This is a genomic window from Burkholderia sp. PvR073 (assembly GCF_054055695.1).
On the sequence record NZ_JBSRXO010000009.1, the window covers coordinates 173,242 to 191,449 of the forward strand.

17 protein-coding genes and 2 pseudogenes are annotated in these 18,208 nt (G+C 69.7%); 16 read left to right on the plus strand and 3 right to left on the minus strand.

All coding sequences use genetic code 11. From position 1 onward, the window contains the following. Window positions 1-28 precede the first annotated feature (28 nt). Genes ACVK00_RS24880 through ACVK00_RS24890 form a run of 3 tightly spaced genes read left to right on the plus strand, consistent with a single transcriptional unit; the run spans window position 29 to window position 851 of the window. A complete protein-coding gene (locus tag ACVK00_RS24880) occupies window positions 29-301 on the plus strand; it encodes a hypothetical protein (protein ID WP_354123314.1) in 273 nt (90 codons plus the stop codon). Beyond that, a complete protein-coding gene (locus ACVK00_RS24885; RefSeq protein ID WP_350227448.1) occupies window positions 298-489 on the plus strand; it encodes a hypothetical protein in 192 nt (63 codons plus the stop codon). The genes ACVK00_RS24880 and ACVK00_RS24885 overlap by 4 nt, the downstream gene beginning before the upstream one ends. 29 nt (window positions 490-518) lie before the next feature. Then, window positions 519-851: a four-helix bundle copper-binding protein gene (locus ACVK00_RS24890; protein WP_228910684.1), complete on the plus strand. Its 333-nt coding sequence runs from the start codon at window positions 519-521 to the stop codon at window positions 849-851. Window positions 852-891: 40 nt separating this feature from the next. On the opposite strand, the gene ACVK00_RS24895 is transcribed toward ACVK00_RS24890, so the two are convergent. Next, complete coding sequence (locus ACVK00_RS24895) at window positions 892-2,478, minus strand: PAS domain-containing hybrid sensor histidine kinase/response regulator (RefSeq protein ID WP_284898827.1); 1,587 nt, start codon at window positions 2,476-2,478, stop codon at window positions 892-894. 293 nt (window positions 2,479-2,771) lie between these two features. Between ACVK00_RS24895 and ACVK00_RS24900 the strand changes: the two genes are divergently transcribed. The 11 genes and pseudogenes from ACVK00_RS24900 to ACVK00_RS24950 all read left to right on the plus strand — a co-directional run bounded on the left by ACVK00_RS24900 (window position 2,772) and on the right by ACVK00_RS24950 (window position 12,528). Continuing rightward, a complete protein-coding gene (locus tag ACVK00_RS24900; RefSeq protein ID WP_228910686.1) occupies window positions 2,772-3,146 on the plus strand; it encodes a chemotaxis protein in 375 nt (124 codons plus the stop codon). 286 nt (window positions 3,147-3,432) lie between these two features. Continuing rightward, a complete protein-coding gene (locus tag ACVK00_RS24905) occupies window positions 3,433-4,230 on the plus strand; it encodes a BON domain-containing protein (protein ID WP_284898821.1) in 798 nt (265 codons plus the stop codon). 75 nt (window positions 4,231-4,305) lie between these two features. After that, window positions 4,306-4,537 (plus strand): annotated as a pseudogene (locus ACVK00_RS24910) (response regulator); the annotation flags it as partial. Then, window positions 4,479-5,012: a hypothetical protein gene (locus ACVK00_RS24915; RefSeq protein ID WP_284898819.1), complete on the plus strand. Its 534-nt coding sequence runs from the start codon at window positions 4,479-4,481 to the stop codon at window positions 5,010-5,012. The pseudogene ACVK00_RS24910 and the gene ACVK00_RS24915, both read left to right, overlap by 59 nt. A 175-nt stretch (window positions 5,013-5,187) precedes the next feature. Further along, on the plus strand, window positions 5,188-5,943 hold the full coding sequence (locus ACVK00_RS24920; protein WP_284898817.1) for an SDR family oxidoreductase: 756 nt from the start codon (window positions 5,188-5,190) through the stop codon (window positions 5,941-5,943). Beyond that, window positions 5,934-6,545 carry a D-glycero-alpha-D-manno-heptose-1,7-bisphosphate 7-phosphatase gene (locus tag ACVK00_RS24925; RefSeq protein WP_284898814.1) on the plus strand — a complete coding sequence of 204 codons (612 nt, stop codon included), beginning with the start codon at window positions 5,934-5,936 and terminating at the stop codon, window positions 6,543-6,545. Before ACVK00_RS24920 ends, ACVK00_RS24925 begins: the two co-directional genes overlap by 10 nt. Further along, window positions 6,542-7,744 carry a glycosyltransferase family 9 protein gene (locus tag ACVK00_RS24930; protein WP_228910690.1) on the plus strand — a complete coding sequence of 401 codons (1,203 nt, stop codon included), beginning with the start codon at window positions 6,542-6,544 and terminating at the stop codon, window positions 7,742-7,744. Before ACVK00_RS24925 ends, ACVK00_RS24930 begins: the two co-directional genes overlap by 4 nt. Before the next feature lie 3 nt (window positions 7,745-7,747). Next, window positions 7,748-9,493 carry a carbamoyltransferase family protein gene (locus ACVK00_RS24935; protein ID WP_284898810.1) on the plus strand — a complete coding sequence of 582 codons (1,746 nt, stop codon included), beginning with the start codon at window positions 7,748-7,750 and terminating at the stop codon, window positions 9,491-9,493. Then, the gene (locus tag ACVK00_RS24940; protein ID WP_354123315.1) at window positions 9,490-10,515 is read left to right on the plus strand and encodes a glycosyltransferase family 2 protein; all 1,026 of its coding nucleotides are present in this window, start codon (window positions 9,490-9,492) and stop codon (window positions 10,513-10,515) included. Before ACVK00_RS24935 ends, ACVK00_RS24940 begins: the two co-directional genes overlap by 4 nt. After that, complete coding sequence (locus tag ACVK00_RS24945) at window positions 10,512-11,588, plus strand: glycosyltransferase family 9 protein (RefSeq protein WP_284898805.1); 1,077 nt, start codon at window positions 10,512-10,514, stop codon at window positions 11,586-11,588. The genes ACVK00_RS24940 and ACVK00_RS24945 overlap by 4 nt, the downstream gene beginning before the upstream one ends. Next, window positions 11,578-12,528, plus strand: a complete 951-nt coding sequence (locus ACVK00_RS24950; RefSeq protein WP_228910694.1) for a glycosyltransferase — start codon at window positions 11,578-11,580, stop codon at window positions 12,526-12,528. The genes ACVK00_RS24945 and ACVK00_RS24950 overlap by 11 nt, the downstream gene beginning before the upstream one ends. A gap of 43 nt (window positions 12,529-12,571) precedes the next feature. On the opposite strand, the gene ACVK00_RS24955 is transcribed toward ACVK00_RS24950, so the two are convergent. Continuing rightward, window positions 12,572-13,672: a sigma-54 interaction domain-containing protein gene (locus tag ACVK00_RS24955; RefSeq protein ID WP_354123405.1), complete on the minus strand. Its 1,101-nt coding sequence runs from the start codon at window positions 13,670-13,672 to the stop codon at window positions 12,572-12,574. Between the two features lie 348 nt (window positions 13,673-14,020). Between ACVK00_RS24955 and ACVK00_RS24960 the strand changes: the two genes are divergently transcribed. Beyond that, window positions 14,021-15,388, plus strand: a complete 1,368-nt coding sequence (locus ACVK00_RS24960) for a sigma-54-dependent transcriptional regulator (RefSeq protein ID WP_228910695.1) — start codon at window positions 14,021-14,023, stop codon at window positions 15,386-15,388. Window positions 15,389-15,405: 17 nt separating this feature from the next. Here the strand turns inward: ACVK00_RS24960 and ACVK00_RS24965 are convergent. Then, window positions 15,406-15,813, minus strand: a pseudogene (locus ACVK00_RS24965) (glycosyltransferase family 2 protein); the annotation flags it as partial. 88 nt (window positions 15,814-15,901) lie between these two features. On the opposite strand from ACVK00_RS24965, the gene ACVK00_RS24970 reads away from it, so the two are divergent. Beyond that, the gene (locus tag ACVK00_RS24970) at window positions 15,902-18,208 is read left to right on the plus strand and encodes a hybrid sensor histidine kinase/response regulator (RefSeq protein WP_284898800.1); all 2,307 of its coding nucleotides are present in this window, start codon (window positions 15,902-15,904) and stop codon (window positions 18,206-18,208) included.

Genomic DNA, 18,208 nt, shown 5'->3' on the forward strand with positions numbered 1-18,208 from the left:
GGGTGGCATTGACCGCGTCGCGCGGCGGTTGAACCCGCGCCGCCGGGGCCGACCGGCCGCGCACACGCACACGCGCACACGCACACGCGGCAAGCACGCCAAGCACGCCAAGCACGACAAGCACGACAAGCACGACAAGCACGACAAGCACGACAAGCACGACAAGCACGACAAGCACGACAAGCACGACAAGCACGACAAGCATGACATGCGCGGCACGCGCCGACGGGCGAGCACCTTGCTAGCACAGCGCGACGGTACCTGCACCGGTCCCGCCTTCGACAAAGAGGGCCCGACATGAAAGCAGTGGTATTTCATGGCATCGGCGACATTCGCATCGATACGGTACCCGACCCGGAAGTCGCGCAAGCGACCGACGCGGTCGTGTCCGTGCTCACGTGCCGCGAGCCGCTGACGAACGCGATCGACGCGTACCGCGCGTTCGACGCGCGCGAGCCCGGCTGGAGGAAAGTGAAGCCGACGCCATGACGATCCGAACTGGAACGAGGAGCGCTGCGATGAGCGAAACGAATGCTTGCTATGACAACTGCATGGCCGCGTGCGACGCGTGCGCGCAGGCCTGCGACGCCTGCGCGGCCGGATGCCTGGCGGAGCCCGACGCACACAAACTGGCCGACTGCATTGCGCTGGACATCGAATGCGCGCAGCTGTGCCGCTTCGCGTCGGGCGTGATGGCGCGCCGCAGCGTGCTCGCGCCGCGTGTGTGTGCGCTGTGCGCGCAGGTATGCGAGCTGTGCGCGGTCGAATGCCTGCGCCATCTGCACGAACATTGCCGCCGCTGCGCACTGGCGTGCGACGCGTGCGCGGCAATGTGCCGCGCGATGGCTTGAGTGAGCACCTACGTGAGGGCTTGAGCGATAGCGTAAACGTTCATGGCGCGCCATGCACCGTGCGCGCGACACGCTGCAGCAGGGCGTCGAGCACCGCCATCTCGAGCGGTTTCACGAGGTGATCGTCGAAGCCTTCGCGCGCCGTGCGCGCGAGATCCGATGAGCTGGCATGACCGGACAGCGCGACACAGGTCATGCCGCCCACCGTGTCGATCGCGCGCAGTTCGTGCAGCAGCGTGTAGCCGTCGACGTCGGGCATCGACAGGTCGATGAGCATCAGATGCGGAACGGTATCGCGCACGAGCGCCAGCGCGTCGTTCGCGTTGTACGCGACGCGCGGCGCGTGCCCCTTCAGCTGCAGCAGCACGGCGAGCGTGTCGGCCGAGTCGCGGTTGTCGTCGACGACGATGATGTTCAGCGGCGCGGCGGCCGGCTTCCCGGCGCGCGGCGCGGGCGCTTCGACCCGTGCCGTTTGCGCATGGTGCTCGACGGGCAACCGTACCGTAAATGTCGCACCTTGGCCGGGACCCTCGCTTTCGGCGGAGATCCTGCCGCCATGCAGCTCGACGAACGACCGGCAGATCGCAAGGCCGAGCCCGAAGCCGTCGACCGGACGCCGGCCCGGCACGCCGTCCTGGTCGAACAGGTCGAAGATCGTTTCGAGCGAATCCGCCGCGATGCCGACGCCGTGATCGGTCACGCGGATCGCGACGGTGGAACCCTCGCGGTCGGCGGCGACGTCGATCCGCCCGCCGGGCGGCGAGAACTTGGACGCGTTGTCGAGCAGGTTGTGCAGCACCTGCACGAGCCGCGCGGCGTCGCCACGCACCACCACCGGTTCGGACGGCAGTTCGACGCGAAGATGCTGCTGGCGTGTGGCCAGCTTCGGCTGGATGCTCTCCACGCCGCGGCACACGACGTCGCGCACCGTCACCGGCGCGTTGTCGAGCTCGACCTTGCCGGCCGTGATGCGCCCGACGTCGAGCAGATCGTCGACGAGCCGCGTCAGCTGTCCGACCTGACGGTGCACGGCGTCGCGGCATTGCGCGAGCATTGGCACCGGATCGGGCAGCGTTTGCAGCACGCTGACGGAGTGGCGCAGCGGCGCGAGATGGTTGCGCAGTTCGTGCGCGAGCATCGCGATGAATACGCTGAGCCGGTGCGTCGACATTTCCAGTTCGGCGAGCCGCTTGCGCTCGGTCATGTCGCGCGTGATCTTGATGAAGCCGGCCAGCTGGCCCCCATGATCGCGAACGGCCGTGATCGTCACGCTGGCCCAGAACAGCGAACCATCCTTGCGCACGCGCCAGCCTTCGTCCTCGAAGCGGCCGCGCACGGTCGCTTCGTGGAGCCCGAACGCGGGCCGGCCCGCGGCGATCGCGTCGGGCGGATAGAAGCGCGAGAAATGGTGGCCGATGATCTCGGCGGTGCGATAGCCCTTGATGCGCTCCGCGCCCGCGTTCCACGTCGCGACGTTGCCTTGCGGGTCGAGCATGAATACCGCGTAGTCGGTGATCGCCCCGACGACGGTTTCGAAGCGGAACTCGGCGAAGCGGTGTACCAGATCGCGTGCATCGTCGGGGCCAAGCGGCGGATGTAACTCGGATATGGCGTCGTCTGTCTTCATCGAACGGTAAGTCAAATGAGGGTAGCCTCAGGCCGCCCGGCCGCGCCTGGCGGAGCCGGTTGCGGCGATTCGAACCGGATTGAGTCGCTCGAAAGCATACGGGAACCCGATTCACCAGATCAATGGGTGCGCATTGTGCGTGCCGCGTGTCGCCTGATCCGGCCGATCGGGCTGCCGGCGGCCCGATCGCCGTCGGCGCGGCATGCCGATTGCGCGGTCGTCCGACCCGCGCTACACGGGCACATCGGGCACGCCAGCGGTCCTGCAGCCCCGCGGAACACGAGGACATCGATATGAACAGTACACTGAATCCCGACAACGAATCGGCCGGCCCGGACGACGAGAACGCGCGGCGCGGCCGCGACGGCCGCGCGCTGGGGCCGAGCGACTCGTCCGACAGCGGCAGCGACACGGCCGGCGCGCGGCGCTATCCGTTCGACGTCGATTCACCGCTCGACGAGCACGCGCTGGAACGCGGCGACGCGGCGCTCGACAGCGATACGGACCGCGCTGGCACCGGCGAGCGCGCGTCCGCGGACGGCGATGCGGGGCTCGAGGACGCCGCCGATATCGAGCCGGATCGCACCGAACGGCTCGACGAGGCCGGCCTCATTGACGACCCCGACGATCCGGACGAGCCGACCGGCTCGGGCATGGGCGGCGCATAGGGCCCGATACGGCGCCGTTCCGCGCAAAAACTGCAATCGCGTTGCAGATAGGGGCGGCGGCCGGCGCCGGCCACCGGTGCCGGCGACTGACGCTCGACAGGAGCTTCCCAAAGAGAACCAGGAAGGGGCGACGGCGCGAATCGATGAACCGCGCCGCGTCGCCCGCCCGTCTCGCGGTGTCGGCCCCGGCTGCGAACGCGGCACGCGATTTGCAACCGTCCGAACGACGCGCGCCGCGATGCGGCATGGAGCCGTGCGCGGCACTGGGGCGCGCAAGGAGGACACGATGCAACGACGATATCCGGGACGGCAAGCCGAACGCAGCGGGCCGCCCGACTGGCAGGAACGCGGCGAGCGCGACTTTCGAGGCGGCGAATCCGAGCGGCACGACGCCGACTATGAATCCGCATACCGGCGCTTCGCGAGCGAGAACGTCGGCCCGGAAGACTGGGGCAGCGAGTGGAGCGAACGCTCGGCGCGCACGTCGGCCGAGCAGCGTCCGGACTGGCGCGACGCGCCGGGCGGTTCGCGCGAACCGGAGTGGGAAGCCGAACGCGGTTACGGCAACCGCAGTCGTCGCGCGGAAGGCGGCGAGGGTCGTGAAGGCCGGTATGGCAGCGATCAGCCGGGATTCCGCGGTCATCACCGGATGGGCTGGTACGGCGGCGAGCGCGACTATGATCCACGCGATCCGCGCCGTACCGATGCGCAACGCGAGGCCATGCGCCAGCGCCGCGGCCTGAAAGGCTATACGCGCTCGGACGAGCGCATTCGCGAGGACGTCTGCGAGCGGCTCACGCATGCGCTCGACATCGACGTGAGCGACGTCACCGTGCAGGTGCGCGACGGCCGCGTCGAGCTGGACGGCACCGTGCCGTCGCGCTGGATGAAGCACGACATCGAGGACATCGCCGACGGCTGCATGTGCGTGCGCGACGTCGAGAACCGCGTGCGGGTGCGCCGCGACGACGAGCACGAACCGGGCACGGTGCTGCATCCGTCCCAACGCACCGTCACGCCGACGCAGCCCGCCGTGCGCGACCCTGAACCGGGCAGCGGCACCGGCCGCGAATCGCATCATTGACGGCGCGATGCGCGGGATGACCCGACCACGGACCCAGGCCTCGCGCGCATGACGGCCGGCACCGACGAGCTGGCGCGCGACGGCCGCGCGCCGCTCGACGCGCTCACGTTGTCCGGCCATACGCGCGAGCGCGACCGCGACCGCACACGCGCGCTCGAAGGATTTCCCTGCCTACCTGACCCAGCCCGCCCTAGCGGACGACCTGATCGCGGCGCTGCGCGCGCTCGCGTTTTCCTCCGGAGACCTCCATGCCGAACCTTCTGCATCCGACGCCACCCGCCACCCTGACCGAGCGTCGCGGCGGTAGCGCGTTCGCCGATCGCCAGGCCGCGGTCGCGGCCGTCGAGCTGCTGCTGCCGACGTTGTCGGCCGCGTTGCAGAGCGACTTCGTCGGCGACAGCGGCTGTCTGCACATCGTGATCATGGATCCGGCGCTCGGGCCGCGCGACGCCGCGTTCGAGGACGCCATTCTTTACGAGTTCTCGCTGCCCGACCCGAAGGACTGGGATGCCGACTATCGGGCCTACGCACGCGCGAAGGCGCGGCTGTCGTGGGAAACCGGCCGCGACGGCCACGTCGTGCAGGCGCTGGAGCCGTACCGGCTGCGCGCGGGCGACACGAACCTGTGGGGCGGTGTCGCGCAGCACGGGATCGTGGTCGGCGTGTCGGGCGCGCAACCGTGGTTCGACGAGGCGTTCGCGGGCTGCGTCGCGCACTGCCTGCGCGCGCTCGCCAAGCACCGCGCGCAGGCGACGCCGGACGCGCTCGCGATCGGAACGTAGGCGAGCGGGCACGTTTTTACAGCCTGTTATAAAAAAGCCAGCGACCCCGAGCCGGCCCCTGGCACGGCGCGGGCGCGCGCAGACGGGCATGGTTCTCGCTGTACCCCTGTACCGACGCTTGTCGCGACAAGTGTTACGGCCACGAATCCGACGATTCTTCGGACGCATACAGGAGATGCAGGTGAACGCGACTCACGATCCCGCTGGCCCGTCGCTCGCCGGCCGCGCCGCGCTCGTGACGGGCGGCGGCCGCGGCCTGGGCGAAGCCATCTGCGAGGAGCTTGCACAACACGGCGCGCACGTGATCGTCGCCGATCTCGACGGCGATCGCGCGGCGGCCGTCGCGCGACGCCTCGAGCGGCATGGCGGCCACGCGGTCGGACGGCCGCTCGACGTGCGCGACGAAGCGTCGGTGCTGCAGGTCGTGCACGACGCGCGCGAGGCGCTCGGCGATCTCGACGTGATCGTGAACAACGCGGCGATCGACGTGACCGCGCCGATCGACGACGTCAGCGTCGCGGCGTGGCGGCAGGTGCTGATGACCAACCTGTTCGGCCCATACCTGATGTGCCACGCGGCCGTGCCGATGATGAAGGCGCGCGGCAGCGGCCATATCGTCAACATCGCGTCGACGGCGTCCAAGCGCGCGTGGCCGAATGCCTCCGCGTATCACGCGACGAAGTGGGGGCTGCTCGGGCTGTCGCATGCGCTGCATGCGGAGTTGCGGCCGGCCGGCGTGAGCGTGTCGGCGATCGTCGCGGGCGGGATGCGCACGCCGTTCCTGCTCGACCGTTTCCCCGACATCGACGAGGACACGCTGCAGCCGCCGGAGCATGTCGCGGCCGCCGTGCGTTTCGTGCTGACGCAGCCGCCGGGCACTGTCGTGCCGGAGCTGATGGTGTTGCCGATGAAGGAGACGTCATGGCCCTGAAGCGCGAACGGCGGCTGCCCGGCGCCGTGCTGCTCGACAAGGACGGCACGCTGCTCGAGAACGTGCCGTACAACGTCGACCCCACGCGGATGAAACTCGCGCCGGGCGCGAAGCGCGCGTTGCGCACGCTCGGCGCGACAGGCATACCGATCGTGGTCGTGTCGAACCAGCCGGGCGTCGCGCTCGGCCGCTTTACCGAACCCGAGCTTGGCGCGGTCCGCCAGCGTCTCGCCGAACTGTTTGAAGCGAACGGCGCGGCGCTGGCGGGCTTTTTTTACTGCCCGCATCACCCGGCGGGCAGCGTGCCGCGCTATACCTGCGACTGCATCTGTCGCAAGCCGCGCCCCGGCATGGTGCGCCGCGCGCTCGCTACGCTCGGCGCGGTCGCCGAATGGAGCTGGATGATCGGCGACATTCTCGATGATGTCGAGGCCGGCCGCGCCGCACGCTGCGGCACGATCCTCGTCGACCGCGGCAACGAGACCGAATGGCGGCTCGATGCCAGGCGCACGCCGCACCACGTGGTGCCCCGACTCGATCTCGCCGCCGACCTCGTCGTGCGCGACGCCGTGCGCCGTCACGGTTCGTGGGTGCGGCGATGAGCGCGGCATGGGATCGTGCACGCCGGATCCTGTGCGTGCGGCTCGACAGCCTCGGCGACGTGCTGATGACGACGCCCGCGCTGCGCGCGCTGAAGGAGAGCGGGCACGGCCGCCGGCTCATCCTGCTGACGTCGCGCAGCGGCGCCGCGCTGTCAAAGCATCTGCCGATGGTCGACGACGTGTGGGCGTATGACGCGCCATGGGTCAAGCATCCCGGCGCGCGCGGCGATCCGGTCGTCGATCTCGACATGATCGGCCGGCTGCTGGCCGGCCACTTCGACGCGGCCGTGATCTTCACCGTGTACAGCCAGAGTCCGCTGCCGGCCGCGATGATGTGCTGGCTCGCGGGCATCCCGCTGCGGCTCGCGCATTGTCGCGAGAATCCGTATGAACTATTGACCGACCGCGTGCCGGAACTCGAGCCGGAATCGTATGTGCGCCACGAGGTCGCGCGCCAGCTTGCGCTGGTGCGCTCGATCGGTGCGAAGACGTCCGACTGGCGGATGGCGTTCGAGCCCGGCGACGTGGCGCGGCACGCGCTGCACGCACGGCTGCGTGCCGCGTTGCAGCGGATCGGCGGCCCGCGCCGGCCCGGGGCGGCGCGTGCGCGCTGGCTCGTCGTGCATCCGGGTGCGAGTGCGGCATCGCGACGCTGGCCGGCCGAGCGCTTCGGCGCCGCGGCCGCGCGGCTCGCGCCGCTGTTCGACGGGATCGCGGTGACGGGCAGCGCCGACGAGCGCGCGCTGGTCGAGGCGGTGTGTGAACACGCGGGGCCGCGCGCGGTGCCGCTCGCCGGTGTGCTGGCGCTCGGCGAACTCGGCGCGCTGATCGAGACGGCCGATCTGCTGCTGTCGAACAACAGCGGCCCCGTGCATCTCGCGGCCGCGCTCGGCACGCCGGTCGTCGACCTGTACGCACTGACCAACCCGCAGCACACGCCGTGGCGCGTGCCGCATCGCGCGTTGAACGTCGATGTGCCGTGTCGCAACTGCTATCGGAGCGTATGCAACCAGCCGGGGCATCCGTGCCTGCTCGGTGTGAGCGTCGACGACGTCGTCGCGGCGACGCACGCGCTGCTGCGCGGCAACGAGCGCGATGCGCAACGCGCGGCCGCGCGGGCCGCCGTGCGCGGCGTGGAGCCGGTCGCCGCGAACGCATCGAACGTGATTCCCTTCGCGCACGTCATCACCAGGAGCTGACGTATGCCCGACTCCACTTACACGCTCGGCATCAACGCCGCGTTCCACGACAGCGCCGCGTGCCTCGTGCGCGACGGTGTCGTGCTCGCCGCGGCCGAGGAGGAACGCTTCACGCACGTGAAGCACGCGAAGCGGCCGGTGCCGTTTTCGACCTGGGAGCTGCCGTATCACGCGATCGACTACTGTCTCGCGGAAGCGGACCTCGTGCTGGCGGAGGTCGACCATGTCGCGTATTCGTACGATCCGTGGCTCGAACTCGATCGGCACGGCAATGCGCCCGAGCTGACGCTGCCGCTGGCGCCGTCCGCGCACGCGCCGCGCGCCGGCAGCGCGTCGCCGTGGCATCCGCTGTTCCTGTCGTCGATCGTGAACGCGCCGCGCCAGCTCGCGGGCGGCGCACCGCATCACCTGCAGCGGCGCTTTCGCGGCGTCGCGCACGACGGGCCGTTCCGCTGGCACTTCATCGAGCACCATCTCGCGCACGAGGCGAGCGCGTTTCTCGCGGCGCCGTTCGACCACTGCGCGGTGATGACGCTGGACGGGCGCGGCGAACGCGCGACGACGAGCTACGGCGTGTTCGACGGCCAGGCTTACCGGCGGCTCGGCCAGGTCAACCTGCCGCATTCGCTCGGCCTGCTGTACGAGCACGTGACGCACTATCTCGGCTTCCTGCATTCGTCCGACGAGTACAAGGTGATGGCGCTCGCGGCGTACGGCAAGCCGGGGCTCGCCGACGAGATGCGCAAGCTGGTGAGCTACAACGGCGAAGGCCGCTACGAGGTCGTCGAAGCCGATCTCGCCGCGCGGTTCGGCGCGCCGCGCGAACGCGGCGGCCCGATCGAGCCGCATCACTGCGACATCGCGCATGCGCTGCAGGTGGTGCTCGAGGAAACGGTGTTGCAGGCAGTCGACTGGCTCGCTGCCGAGAGCGGCGAGAAGCAGCTCGCGATGGCGGGCGGCGTCGCGCTGAACTGCGTGATGAACGCGAAGATCCGCGATCGTGGGCCGTTCGACGATGTGTGGGTACAGCCGGCCGCTGGCGACGCGGGCACCGCGCTCGGCGCCGCGTTGTGGACCGACTTCCGGATGCGCGGGATGCGCGGCGACTGGCGGATGGACCATGCGTATCTCGGGCCGTCGTACAGCGACGACGCGATCGAGGCGTTCCTGAAGGAGGCGCAGTTGCCGTACCGGCGGCTGGCCGACGTCGCCGCGCAGACGGCCGCGCTGCTCGCGGCGAACCGCGTGATCGGCTGGTTCCAGGGCCGCATGGAGTTCGGGCCGCGCGCGCTCGGCGCCCGCTCGATCCTCGCGTCGCCGATCGATCCGGACATGCAGCGCAAGCTGAACAGGATCAAGGATCGCGAGGACTTCCGGCCGGTCGCGCCGGTCGTGCTCGAAAGCCGCGCGCATCAGTGGTTCAACGGCGGCCGGCGCACACCGCTGCGCGCGCCGTTCATGCTGTTCGCGTACGACGTCGCGCCCGGTGCGGAAGCGAAGATTCCGGCGGTGCGCCACATCGACGGCACCGCGCGCGTGCAGACCGTCGACGAAGCGCAGCATCCGCTGCTGCATGCGCTGTTGTCCGAGTTTGACGCGCTCACCGGCGTGCCGGTGCTCGTCAACACGTCGTTCAACACGCGCGGCGAGCCGATCGTCTGTTCGCCGCGCGACGCGATCGAATGCTTCTGGACCTCGCCGCTCGACGCGCTCGTGATCGGCTCGTTCCTGCTGGAGAAGCCGAGATGAACATGCGCGCCACGCAACTGCCGCCGGTCGTGTCGGTCGTCGTGCCGACCTACCGGCGGCCCGACCTGCTCGAGCGCTGCCTCGACGCGCTGTGCGCGCAGGTGTTCGATCCGACGACCTACGAGATCGTCGTCGTCGACGACGACCCGGCCGGCAGCGCGTGGGCCGCCGTCGACGCGTGCCGTGCACGCATGGCCGACATACCGGTGATCCGCTACATGACCGCGCCCGATACCCAGGGGCCGGCCGGCGCGCGCAACGTCGGCTGGCGCAGCGCGCGCGGCGCGCTGATCGCGTTCACCGACGACGACACGATTCCCGATCCGACCTGGCTGCGCTACGGCGCGGCCGCGCTGCTGGCCGAACCGTCGGCAGCGGCGGCGGCCGGGCGCATCGACGTGCCGCTGCGGCCGCGCCCGACCGACTACGAACGCGACGTGGCCGGCCTTGCGCGGGCGGAGTTCGCGACTGCGAACTGCTTCGTGCGGCGCACGGCGCTCGAACGCGTCGGCGGTTTCGACGAACGCTTCACGCGCGCGTGGCGCGAGGACGCCGACCTGATGTTCGCGCTGCGCGAGCATGCGGGGCCGATCGTCGAGGTCGACGCCGCGCGGATCGTGCATCCGGTGCGCCCCGCGCGCTGGGGTGCGAGCATCGGCCAGCAATCGAAGGTGTATTTCGACGCGCTGCTGTACAAGAAGCATCGCGCGACCTACCGGCGTCATATCCGGCCGATGCCGCCGTGGAACTACTACGCGGCCGTGCTGTTCGCGCTCGGCGCGCTCGGTTGTTTCGCGCTCGGCGCGCTCGGTTGTTTCGCGGCCGGCTGGCGCGCGGCGGGCATCGCGTGCGCGCTCGCCTGGGCCGTGATCACCGCCGCGTTCTGCGCGAAGCGGCTGCGCGGCACGCGGCTCACGCCGTCGCATGTCGCCGAGATGATCGTCACGTCGATCGCGATTCCGCCCGTGTCGCTGTACTGGCGCATGCGCGGCGCGCTTCACTTCCGGGTGTTCTTCCTATGAGTTTCGATTCCGCTTCATCGTCCGGTCCGAGCCGCATCGCGGTATTTCGCGCGCTGCAGCTCGGCGACATGCTGTGCGCGGTGCCGGCGCTGCGCGCGCTGCGGCGCGGCGAACCGGATGCACGCATCACGCTGATCGGGCTGCCGTGGGCACGCGAATTCGCGTCGCGCTTTTCCGACTACATCGACAACTTCATCGCGTTTCCCGGCGCGCCGGGCCTCGGCGAGCAGCCGGACGCCGAGCCGTCCGCGCGCGAGGCGTTCGTCGCGGAATGCCGTGCGCGCGACTTCGATCTCGCGATCCAGCTGCACGGCAGCGGCGCGCAGACCAACGCGATCGTCGCATCGCTCGGCGCGACGCGCACCGCCGGCTTCGTGCCGACCGACGGCGGCACGACCGCGCTCGATTGTCCGGTCGCCTGGCGTGACGGCGAACCCGAGGTCACGCGCTGCCTGTCGCTCACGCGCAAGCTCGGCTATCCGGACTGGGGCGACTACCTCGAATTCCCGCTCGGCGGCCTCGACTACGCGCTCTGGCATGTGCTGTGCGAAGAATACGCGCTCGATCCGGGCCGCTACGTGATCGTCCATCCGGGCGCGCGGATGGCATCGCGGCGCTGGCCGGTCGAGCGTTTCGCGAGCGCCGCGCGGCAGCTAGCGGCCGACGGCTGGCAGATCGTGCTGACCGGCACGCGCGCGGAAATCGCGCTGGCCGCCGCATTCGCCGAGCAGCTCGCGCGGCCGTGCGTGAACCTGTGCGGGCGCACGCCGCTCGGCGCGCTGGCCGCGCTGATCGGTCGCGCACGGCTGCTGCTGTGCAACGACACGGGCGTGTCGCATGTCGCGGCGGCGCTCGGTACGCCGAGCATCGTCATCGCCTGCGGCAGCGACACGGCCCGCTGGGCGCCGCTCGACGCCGAACGTCATCGCGTGATCGCGAACTACCCGGCGTGCCGGCCGTGCATGTTCGACACCTGCCCGTACGGGCACGAATGCGCGAGCGCGATCAGCGTCGACGACGTGATGGATCGGGCGGGCGAACTGCTCGCGGAGGAGAGGCGTCATGTCACGTAAGCGGTTGCGCGTGCTCACCTGGCACGTGCATGGCAACTATTTGTATTACCTGTCGCAGGCGCCGCACGATTTCTACCTCGTGACGAAGCCGCAGCATCCGCCCGGCTATGCGGGGCGGGTCGGGCATCTGCCGTGGGGTGACAACGTGCACGAGGTGAGCGTCGAATGCGTGCGCGACACCGAGTTCGATTGCGTGCTGTACCAGCATCACCGTCACTACGAGCAAGACCGGATGCGACTGCTGAGCGACGCGCAGCGTGCGTTGCCCGCGCTGTTCGTCGAGCACGATCCGCCGCGCGAGCATCCGACCGACACGCTGCATCCGGTGCAGGATCCGAACATGTTGCTGGTGCACGTGACGCCGTTCAACGCGCTGATGTGGGACAACGGCGTCACGCCGACGCGCGTGATCGAGCACGGCGTGCTGCTACCCGACGGCATCGAGTATCGCGGCACGCTGCCCAAGGGCGTGACGGTCGTGAACAACCTCGCGCGGCGCGGGCGGCGTCTCGGCGCGGACCTGTTCGAGGTGGTGCGCCACAGCGTGCCGCTCGATCTGGTCGGAATGGGCTCGGCCGAACTCGGCGGCATCGGTGAAGTGCCGAACCCGGCGCTGCCGCAGTTCCTGTCGCACTACCGGTTCTTCTTCAATCCGATCCGCTACACGAGCCTCGGGCTCGCGGTGATCGAGGCGATGATGATCGGGCTGCCGATCGTCGCGCTCGCGACGACCGAGATGGCGCAGCTCGTGAGGAGCGGTTACAACGGTGTCGCCGATACGCGGCCCGACGCGTTGATCGACGCGATGCGCATGCTGATTCGCGATCCGGAACGCGCGCGCGAGTGGGGCGCGGCGGCGAAGCGCGACGCGTGCGAGCGGTTCGGCATCGAGCGCTTCGCGCGCGACTGGGACAACGCGTTGCGCGACGTCGCGTGCTAGCGTGAACGGGCCCTGATCGACGCGGCGCTTGAAGCGGGCGCGCTTACGCGCTCGGCGGGCTCGCCGGCGTGGGCGCGCTCGCGGCAGCGCTGGTGCTGCTGGTGCTGCTGGTGCTGCTGGTGCCGTTGGTGCCGTTGGTGCCATTGGCGCCACTGGTGCTCGACGTCGGCGCGGCGGCGCCGTTCATCGCGTTGCGCTCGTGTTCGGGCAGCAACGCGAGGCGGTTGTAGAGTGTCTTCAGGCTGATGCCGAGCGCCTTCGCGGTGCGCGGCTTGTCGCCGTTGAAATGGCGCAGCGACGCGACGATGAAGCGCTGCTGCGTATGCGCGAGCGTCGTGCCGATATGCAGCGTCATCGCGTTGTGACGTACTTCCTCGCGCGGCGGCAGGCGGCGCGGCAGCTGCAGTTCGATCTGCTCGTCCGCGAGGATGAACGCACGCTCCAGCGCGTTGCGCAACTCGCGCACGTTGCCGGGCCACGTATAGGTGCGCAGCGCCTTCATCGCCTGCATCGACAGACGCTTGCGCGTGCGGTGCCGCGCGTTCAGCCGCTCGACGATCTGCAGCGCGATGTCGCCGACATCGTCCTCGCGCTGCCGCAGCGCGGGCACGTGCAGCGCGATCGTCGCGATCCGGTAGAACAGGTCTTCGCGCAGCCGGCCGCTGCGCACGGCCTCGACCGGATCGTGATGGGTGGCCGCGACGATCCGCACATCGAGCGGAATCGCTTCGTGGCCGCCGACCCGCACGATCGTGTTCGATTCGAGCGTGCGCAGCAGTTTCACCTGCAATTCCGCGGGCATTTCCGCGATTTCGTCGAGAAACAGCGTGCCGCCGCGCGCGGCTTCGAACATGCCCACATGTTGTGCAACGGCGCCGGTGAAGCTGCCTTTTTCATGTCCGAACAAATGGGACTCCGCGATGTCTTTCGGAATCGCACCGCAGTTGACGGGCACGAACGGGCCGCGCCGGCGCGGGCTCATGTCGTGGATGAGTCGCGCGACGATGTCCTTGCCGGCACCGCTTTCGCCGACCACGAGCACACTCACGCGCGTTGCGGCCACGCGCGAAATTTTCAACATCAAGTCCTGGATTGTTCGCGAACGGCCGAACAGCCGCGTGCCGTCATCGTCGGATTTCGACATGAGTGATATCGCATTTGGGAAGTTTTGACCGAAGCCGTCGAGACAAGATGAAAAAATGACGTGGCATGCGCCGTTTTTCACGTAGAAAGCATACCTCTTATACCGAAGGCCGCAGATTGAATCTGGCAATGCCACCGTCGCGGGCGGATAGATTTATTCGATGAGCGGCGAATGCACAGCGCGCCTCTTCTATACTGCTAGACAGTCGTTTGTCATGGCAGGACTACTTGTCTGCTCGTTCGTATGCGGTGCGATCGTATTGCCGGATGCCCGGCGTCGTACCCCGCATCGCATGCCCGCCGCGGTTTCGGCCGATGCTCCAGCCGGGCCGCATCACAAGGAGCTTCGATGCCTTACGTCCTGATCGTCGAAGACGATGCCGATACGCGAGCGATGCTCGCGGCACTCGCGCAGGCGCAGCAGCTTGCGTGCGACACGGCCGCGACGCTCGAAGAAGCGCGCACGCTCGTCTCGACGAATACCCCCGATCTCGTGCTGTGCGACCTCGTGCTGCCGGACGGCAACGGAATGGATCTGTTCGACGCATTGCCCAAGCGCGCGCATTGCGAAATGGTGCTGACCACCGGTCACGCGAGCCTTGAAACCGCGATCGACGCATTGCGGCGCGGCGCGACCGATTACCTGGTGAAGCCGCTGAACATGCAGCGGCTGAACAGCATCTTCGCGCGCGTGCCGCGCACCACCGCGCTGCATGAGGAAATCGCCGAGCTGCGCTCCGAATTGCAGCGCCTCGGCCGCTTCGGCCGGATGCTTGGCAGCTCGCCCGCGATGCAGGCCGTCTACGACGCGATAGGCCGCGTCGCGCGCACCGAAGCGTCAGTGCTGCTCACTGGCGAATCGGGTACCGGCAAGGAACTCGCCGCGCAAACCGTGCACGACCTGAGCCTGCGCCGCCGCGGCCCGTTCCTCGCGGTGAACTGCGGCGCGATTGCCGCGAACCTCGTCGAAAGCGAGATGTTCGGCCACGACCGCGGCAGCTTCACCGGCGCGGAGCGGCAGCACAAGGGCTTCTTCGAGCGCGCGGACGGCGGCACGCTGTTCCTCGACGAAATCACCGAGATGCCGGTCGAATCGCAGGTCAAGCTGCTGCGCGTGCTTGAAACCGGGCGGCTCACGCGGCTCGGCTCGACGCGCGAGATCGACGTCGACGTGCGCATCGTCGCCGCGACCAACCGCGATCCGGAAGCCGCGATGGCGGACGGCAAGCTGCGGCCCGACCTGTTTCATCGGATCAACGTGTTTCCGATCCCGCTGCCGTCGCTCAGAGAGCGCGGTGACGACATCCCGATGCTCGCCGACGCGTTCCTGCAACGCTACAACGAGGAAAGCGGCCGCAACCTGCGCTTCGCGCCGGCCGCGCGCGACGCACTGAAGACCTACGCATGGCCCGGCAACGTGCGCGAGCTGCGCAACTTCGTGCAGCGCGCGAGCATCTTCAGCGACACCGACGTGATCGACACGTTGCCGCCGCCGATCATGGACGAGTTGTCGAGCATGGTCGAGTCGCACGAAGATCGCGTGACGGTGCCGTTCGGCACGCCGCTCGAGGAGGTCGACCGCAAGCTGATCCTCGGCACGATCGCGCAATGCGGCGGCGTGAAGGCGCAGGCCGCCGAGGTGCTCGACGTCAGCCTGAAAACGATTTACAACCGGCTCGCCCAATTGGAAGACGAAACGGAAAAGCCGGACTCCTGATGCGCCGACCGCCGCGGTCATGCGCGCGTACGTATGCGCCGACGCGCAGCGTCGTCGACCCGGCGACGCAGGCGTTCGACCTTCGGCGGAATCGCATGCTCGCGCAGGATCCACGGCAGCCCGGCGAGCGCATGCGTGACGCCGCGTTCACGCCACAGGCGCGGCAGCATGCGCAGCGTATGCGCGAGCGCGGCGCCGGCCGGCCATCCGAGCCATGCGGTCCGCACCGCGTTGCGGGTCGACACACTCACGCGCGTGTGCACGTCGCGCTGCATCGAAGGGTAATGATGAACCGTCAGGTGCGGTGCATACACGCGCCACGCGCCCGCGCGATACAGGTCGAGCGCGAGCAACGCTGCCTCGCCGCCGAGGAAGTCGCGCGGGTAATAGCCGCCCGCTTTCACGAACACGTCGCGCCGGCCAGCAGCCCGAGGGCATGCAGGCAAGCATGCGGCATGCCGGTCCGTTCACCCGTTGGCGGCCGCCGCCGACCTTCCGGCAGGAGCGTGTCCGATGAGTGAACGTGCACGGCCGCAGGCCGGAAATTACGCAACCGCCGTGATGCTCGTCGCGACCGCGACCGTGCTGCAAACGTTGGCGATCCGGTTCGGCGGCGTGAATCTGCCGCTGATCCTGTACTACCCGCTGCTCGCCGGCGCCGCGTGGGCGACGTCGTTCCTGTTCGGAATCCTGTCGACCGTGATCAGCGGGCTGCTGGTCTGGACGCTATTCCTGTCCGATGCGGCCGCGTATACCGGGCCGCTGCCCGACCGCCTCGTGCGGCTCGGCACCTTCATGCTGGTCGGCGTGCTGGTGTGCGCGGTCGCGGCGATGCTGCGGCACGCGCGGCTCATGAACGAGCGCGCGCACCGGCGCGAGGCCGCCGCGCGGCGGCAGCTCGACGCCGTGCTGCAGGCGTTGCCGCATGGCGTGATCGCGACCGATGCGAAAGGCCGCGTGACCTACGTGAACGCGGTGGCGGCCGCGCTGGCGGGCGGCGGCCTCGACGACGCGACGGGCCGTCCCGTGCGCGACGTGCTGCACGTATTCGATCGCGACGACCGGCGCGTGCAGACGACGCCGCTCGAGCGCGCGCTCGGCGGCGCGCATGCGCTGTCCGACCGGCACTGGCTGCACGGCGCCGACGGCGGCCCGCCGGTACCGATCGTCGAGGCCGCGTCGCCGATCGTCGACGCGCACGGCAACCTCGACGGCGCGGTGCTGTTGCTGCGCGATGCCGGCACGGAGCGCGCGTCGGCGGACGTGTCGCGCCTGCAGCGCGCGGTGGTCGATGCGTCGCCGGACGCGATCGTCGGGATCGACCGGCAGGGCCGTATCGTCAGCTGGAACCCGGCCGCGCAGCGGATCTTCGGGTATGACGAAGCCGACGCGCGCGGGCGTCCGCTCGAAACGCTGGTCGCGATGCGCTGGCTGCGGCGCAACCCGCTCGCCGATTCGTTCGACGCGATGCGCGAAGCGGTCGGCCCGCTCGAATTGCTGTGTGTGCGCCGCGACGGCCGGCGCTTTCGCGCAACGGTGTCCGCCGGCCCGGTGCGCGGCGATGCGCGCAGCTGCGTCGCGCTGTCGCTCACGCTGCGCGAGACGGGCGCGCAGCGCCGGCACGACCTGCGCACGCAGCGCTCGCTGCAGGGCGCGCGCGACGCGCGCGACCGGGCCGATACGTCGAATCGTCTGAAGGACGAATTGCTCGCGACCGTGTCGCACGAACTGCGCACCCCGCTGAACGTGATCTACGGCTGGATCGAGGTGCTGCGCAATACGCGCGACGACGCGCTGGAGCAGCAGGCGATCGATGCGATCGACCGCAGCGCGCGTTCGCTGACGCGCATGGTGGGCGACATCCTCGATGCGTCGTCGCTCGCGACCGGCAAGCTGCGGATCGACCCGATGCCGGTCGACGTGGTGCGGCTCTTCTCCGATGCGGTAGGCGCCTTCCAGACGGCTGCGTCGGCGGCCGGCATCGTGCTCGAATTCGAGTGCACGGCGAACGCATGCGTGGTGTCGGGCGACTCGGAACGCCTGCGGCAGATGCTCGCGAACCTCGTGTCGAACGCGCTGAAATTCACGCCGGGCGGCGGTGCGGTGACGGTCGCGCTGTCGCGCGACGACGCGCATGCGGTGCTGGTCGTGACGGACACCGGGCAAGGCATTCCGCCCGCGTTCATTCCCCATGTATTCGACATGTTCCGCCGCGCGGACGGTTCGCCCGCGTCGCCGCGGCGCGGGCTCGGGCTCGGCCTGTCGATCGTGCGCCACATCGCCGAGCTGCACGGCGGCCAGGTGCATGTCGAGAGCGCGGGCCGCAATCGCGGCGCGACCTTCACGGTGACGCTGCCGGCCGGCTGGCAGCCGACGGGCGTGATGGCATGGGGCATCGCGCAGGCCGATGGCCGGCGCGATCCGCTGATGCTCGATGCGCAGCGCATCCTGATCGTCGACGACGATGCGACCACGCGCGCGAGCCTGACGGCCGCGCTGACGACGCTCGGCGCGGCCGTCGCGATCGCCTCCTCGGGTCGCGAAGCGCTCGCGGTCATCGCCGACCTGCAGCCGACCGTCGTGCTGTCCGATCTCGCGATGCCCGACGGCGACGGCTTCTGGCTGCTCGACGCGTTGCGGCACGGCGGGGCGAACGGCGCGACGCCGCGCGACCTGCGCGTGCTGGCCGTGACGGCGCACGCGGGCCCCGCCGACGAGCGGCGCGCGCTCGAAGCGGGTTTCGACGCCTTTCTGTGCAAGCCGGTCGACGTGCGCGAGCTGGCGCACAAGATCGCGCACGCGACGCAGCGCGACGGCTGA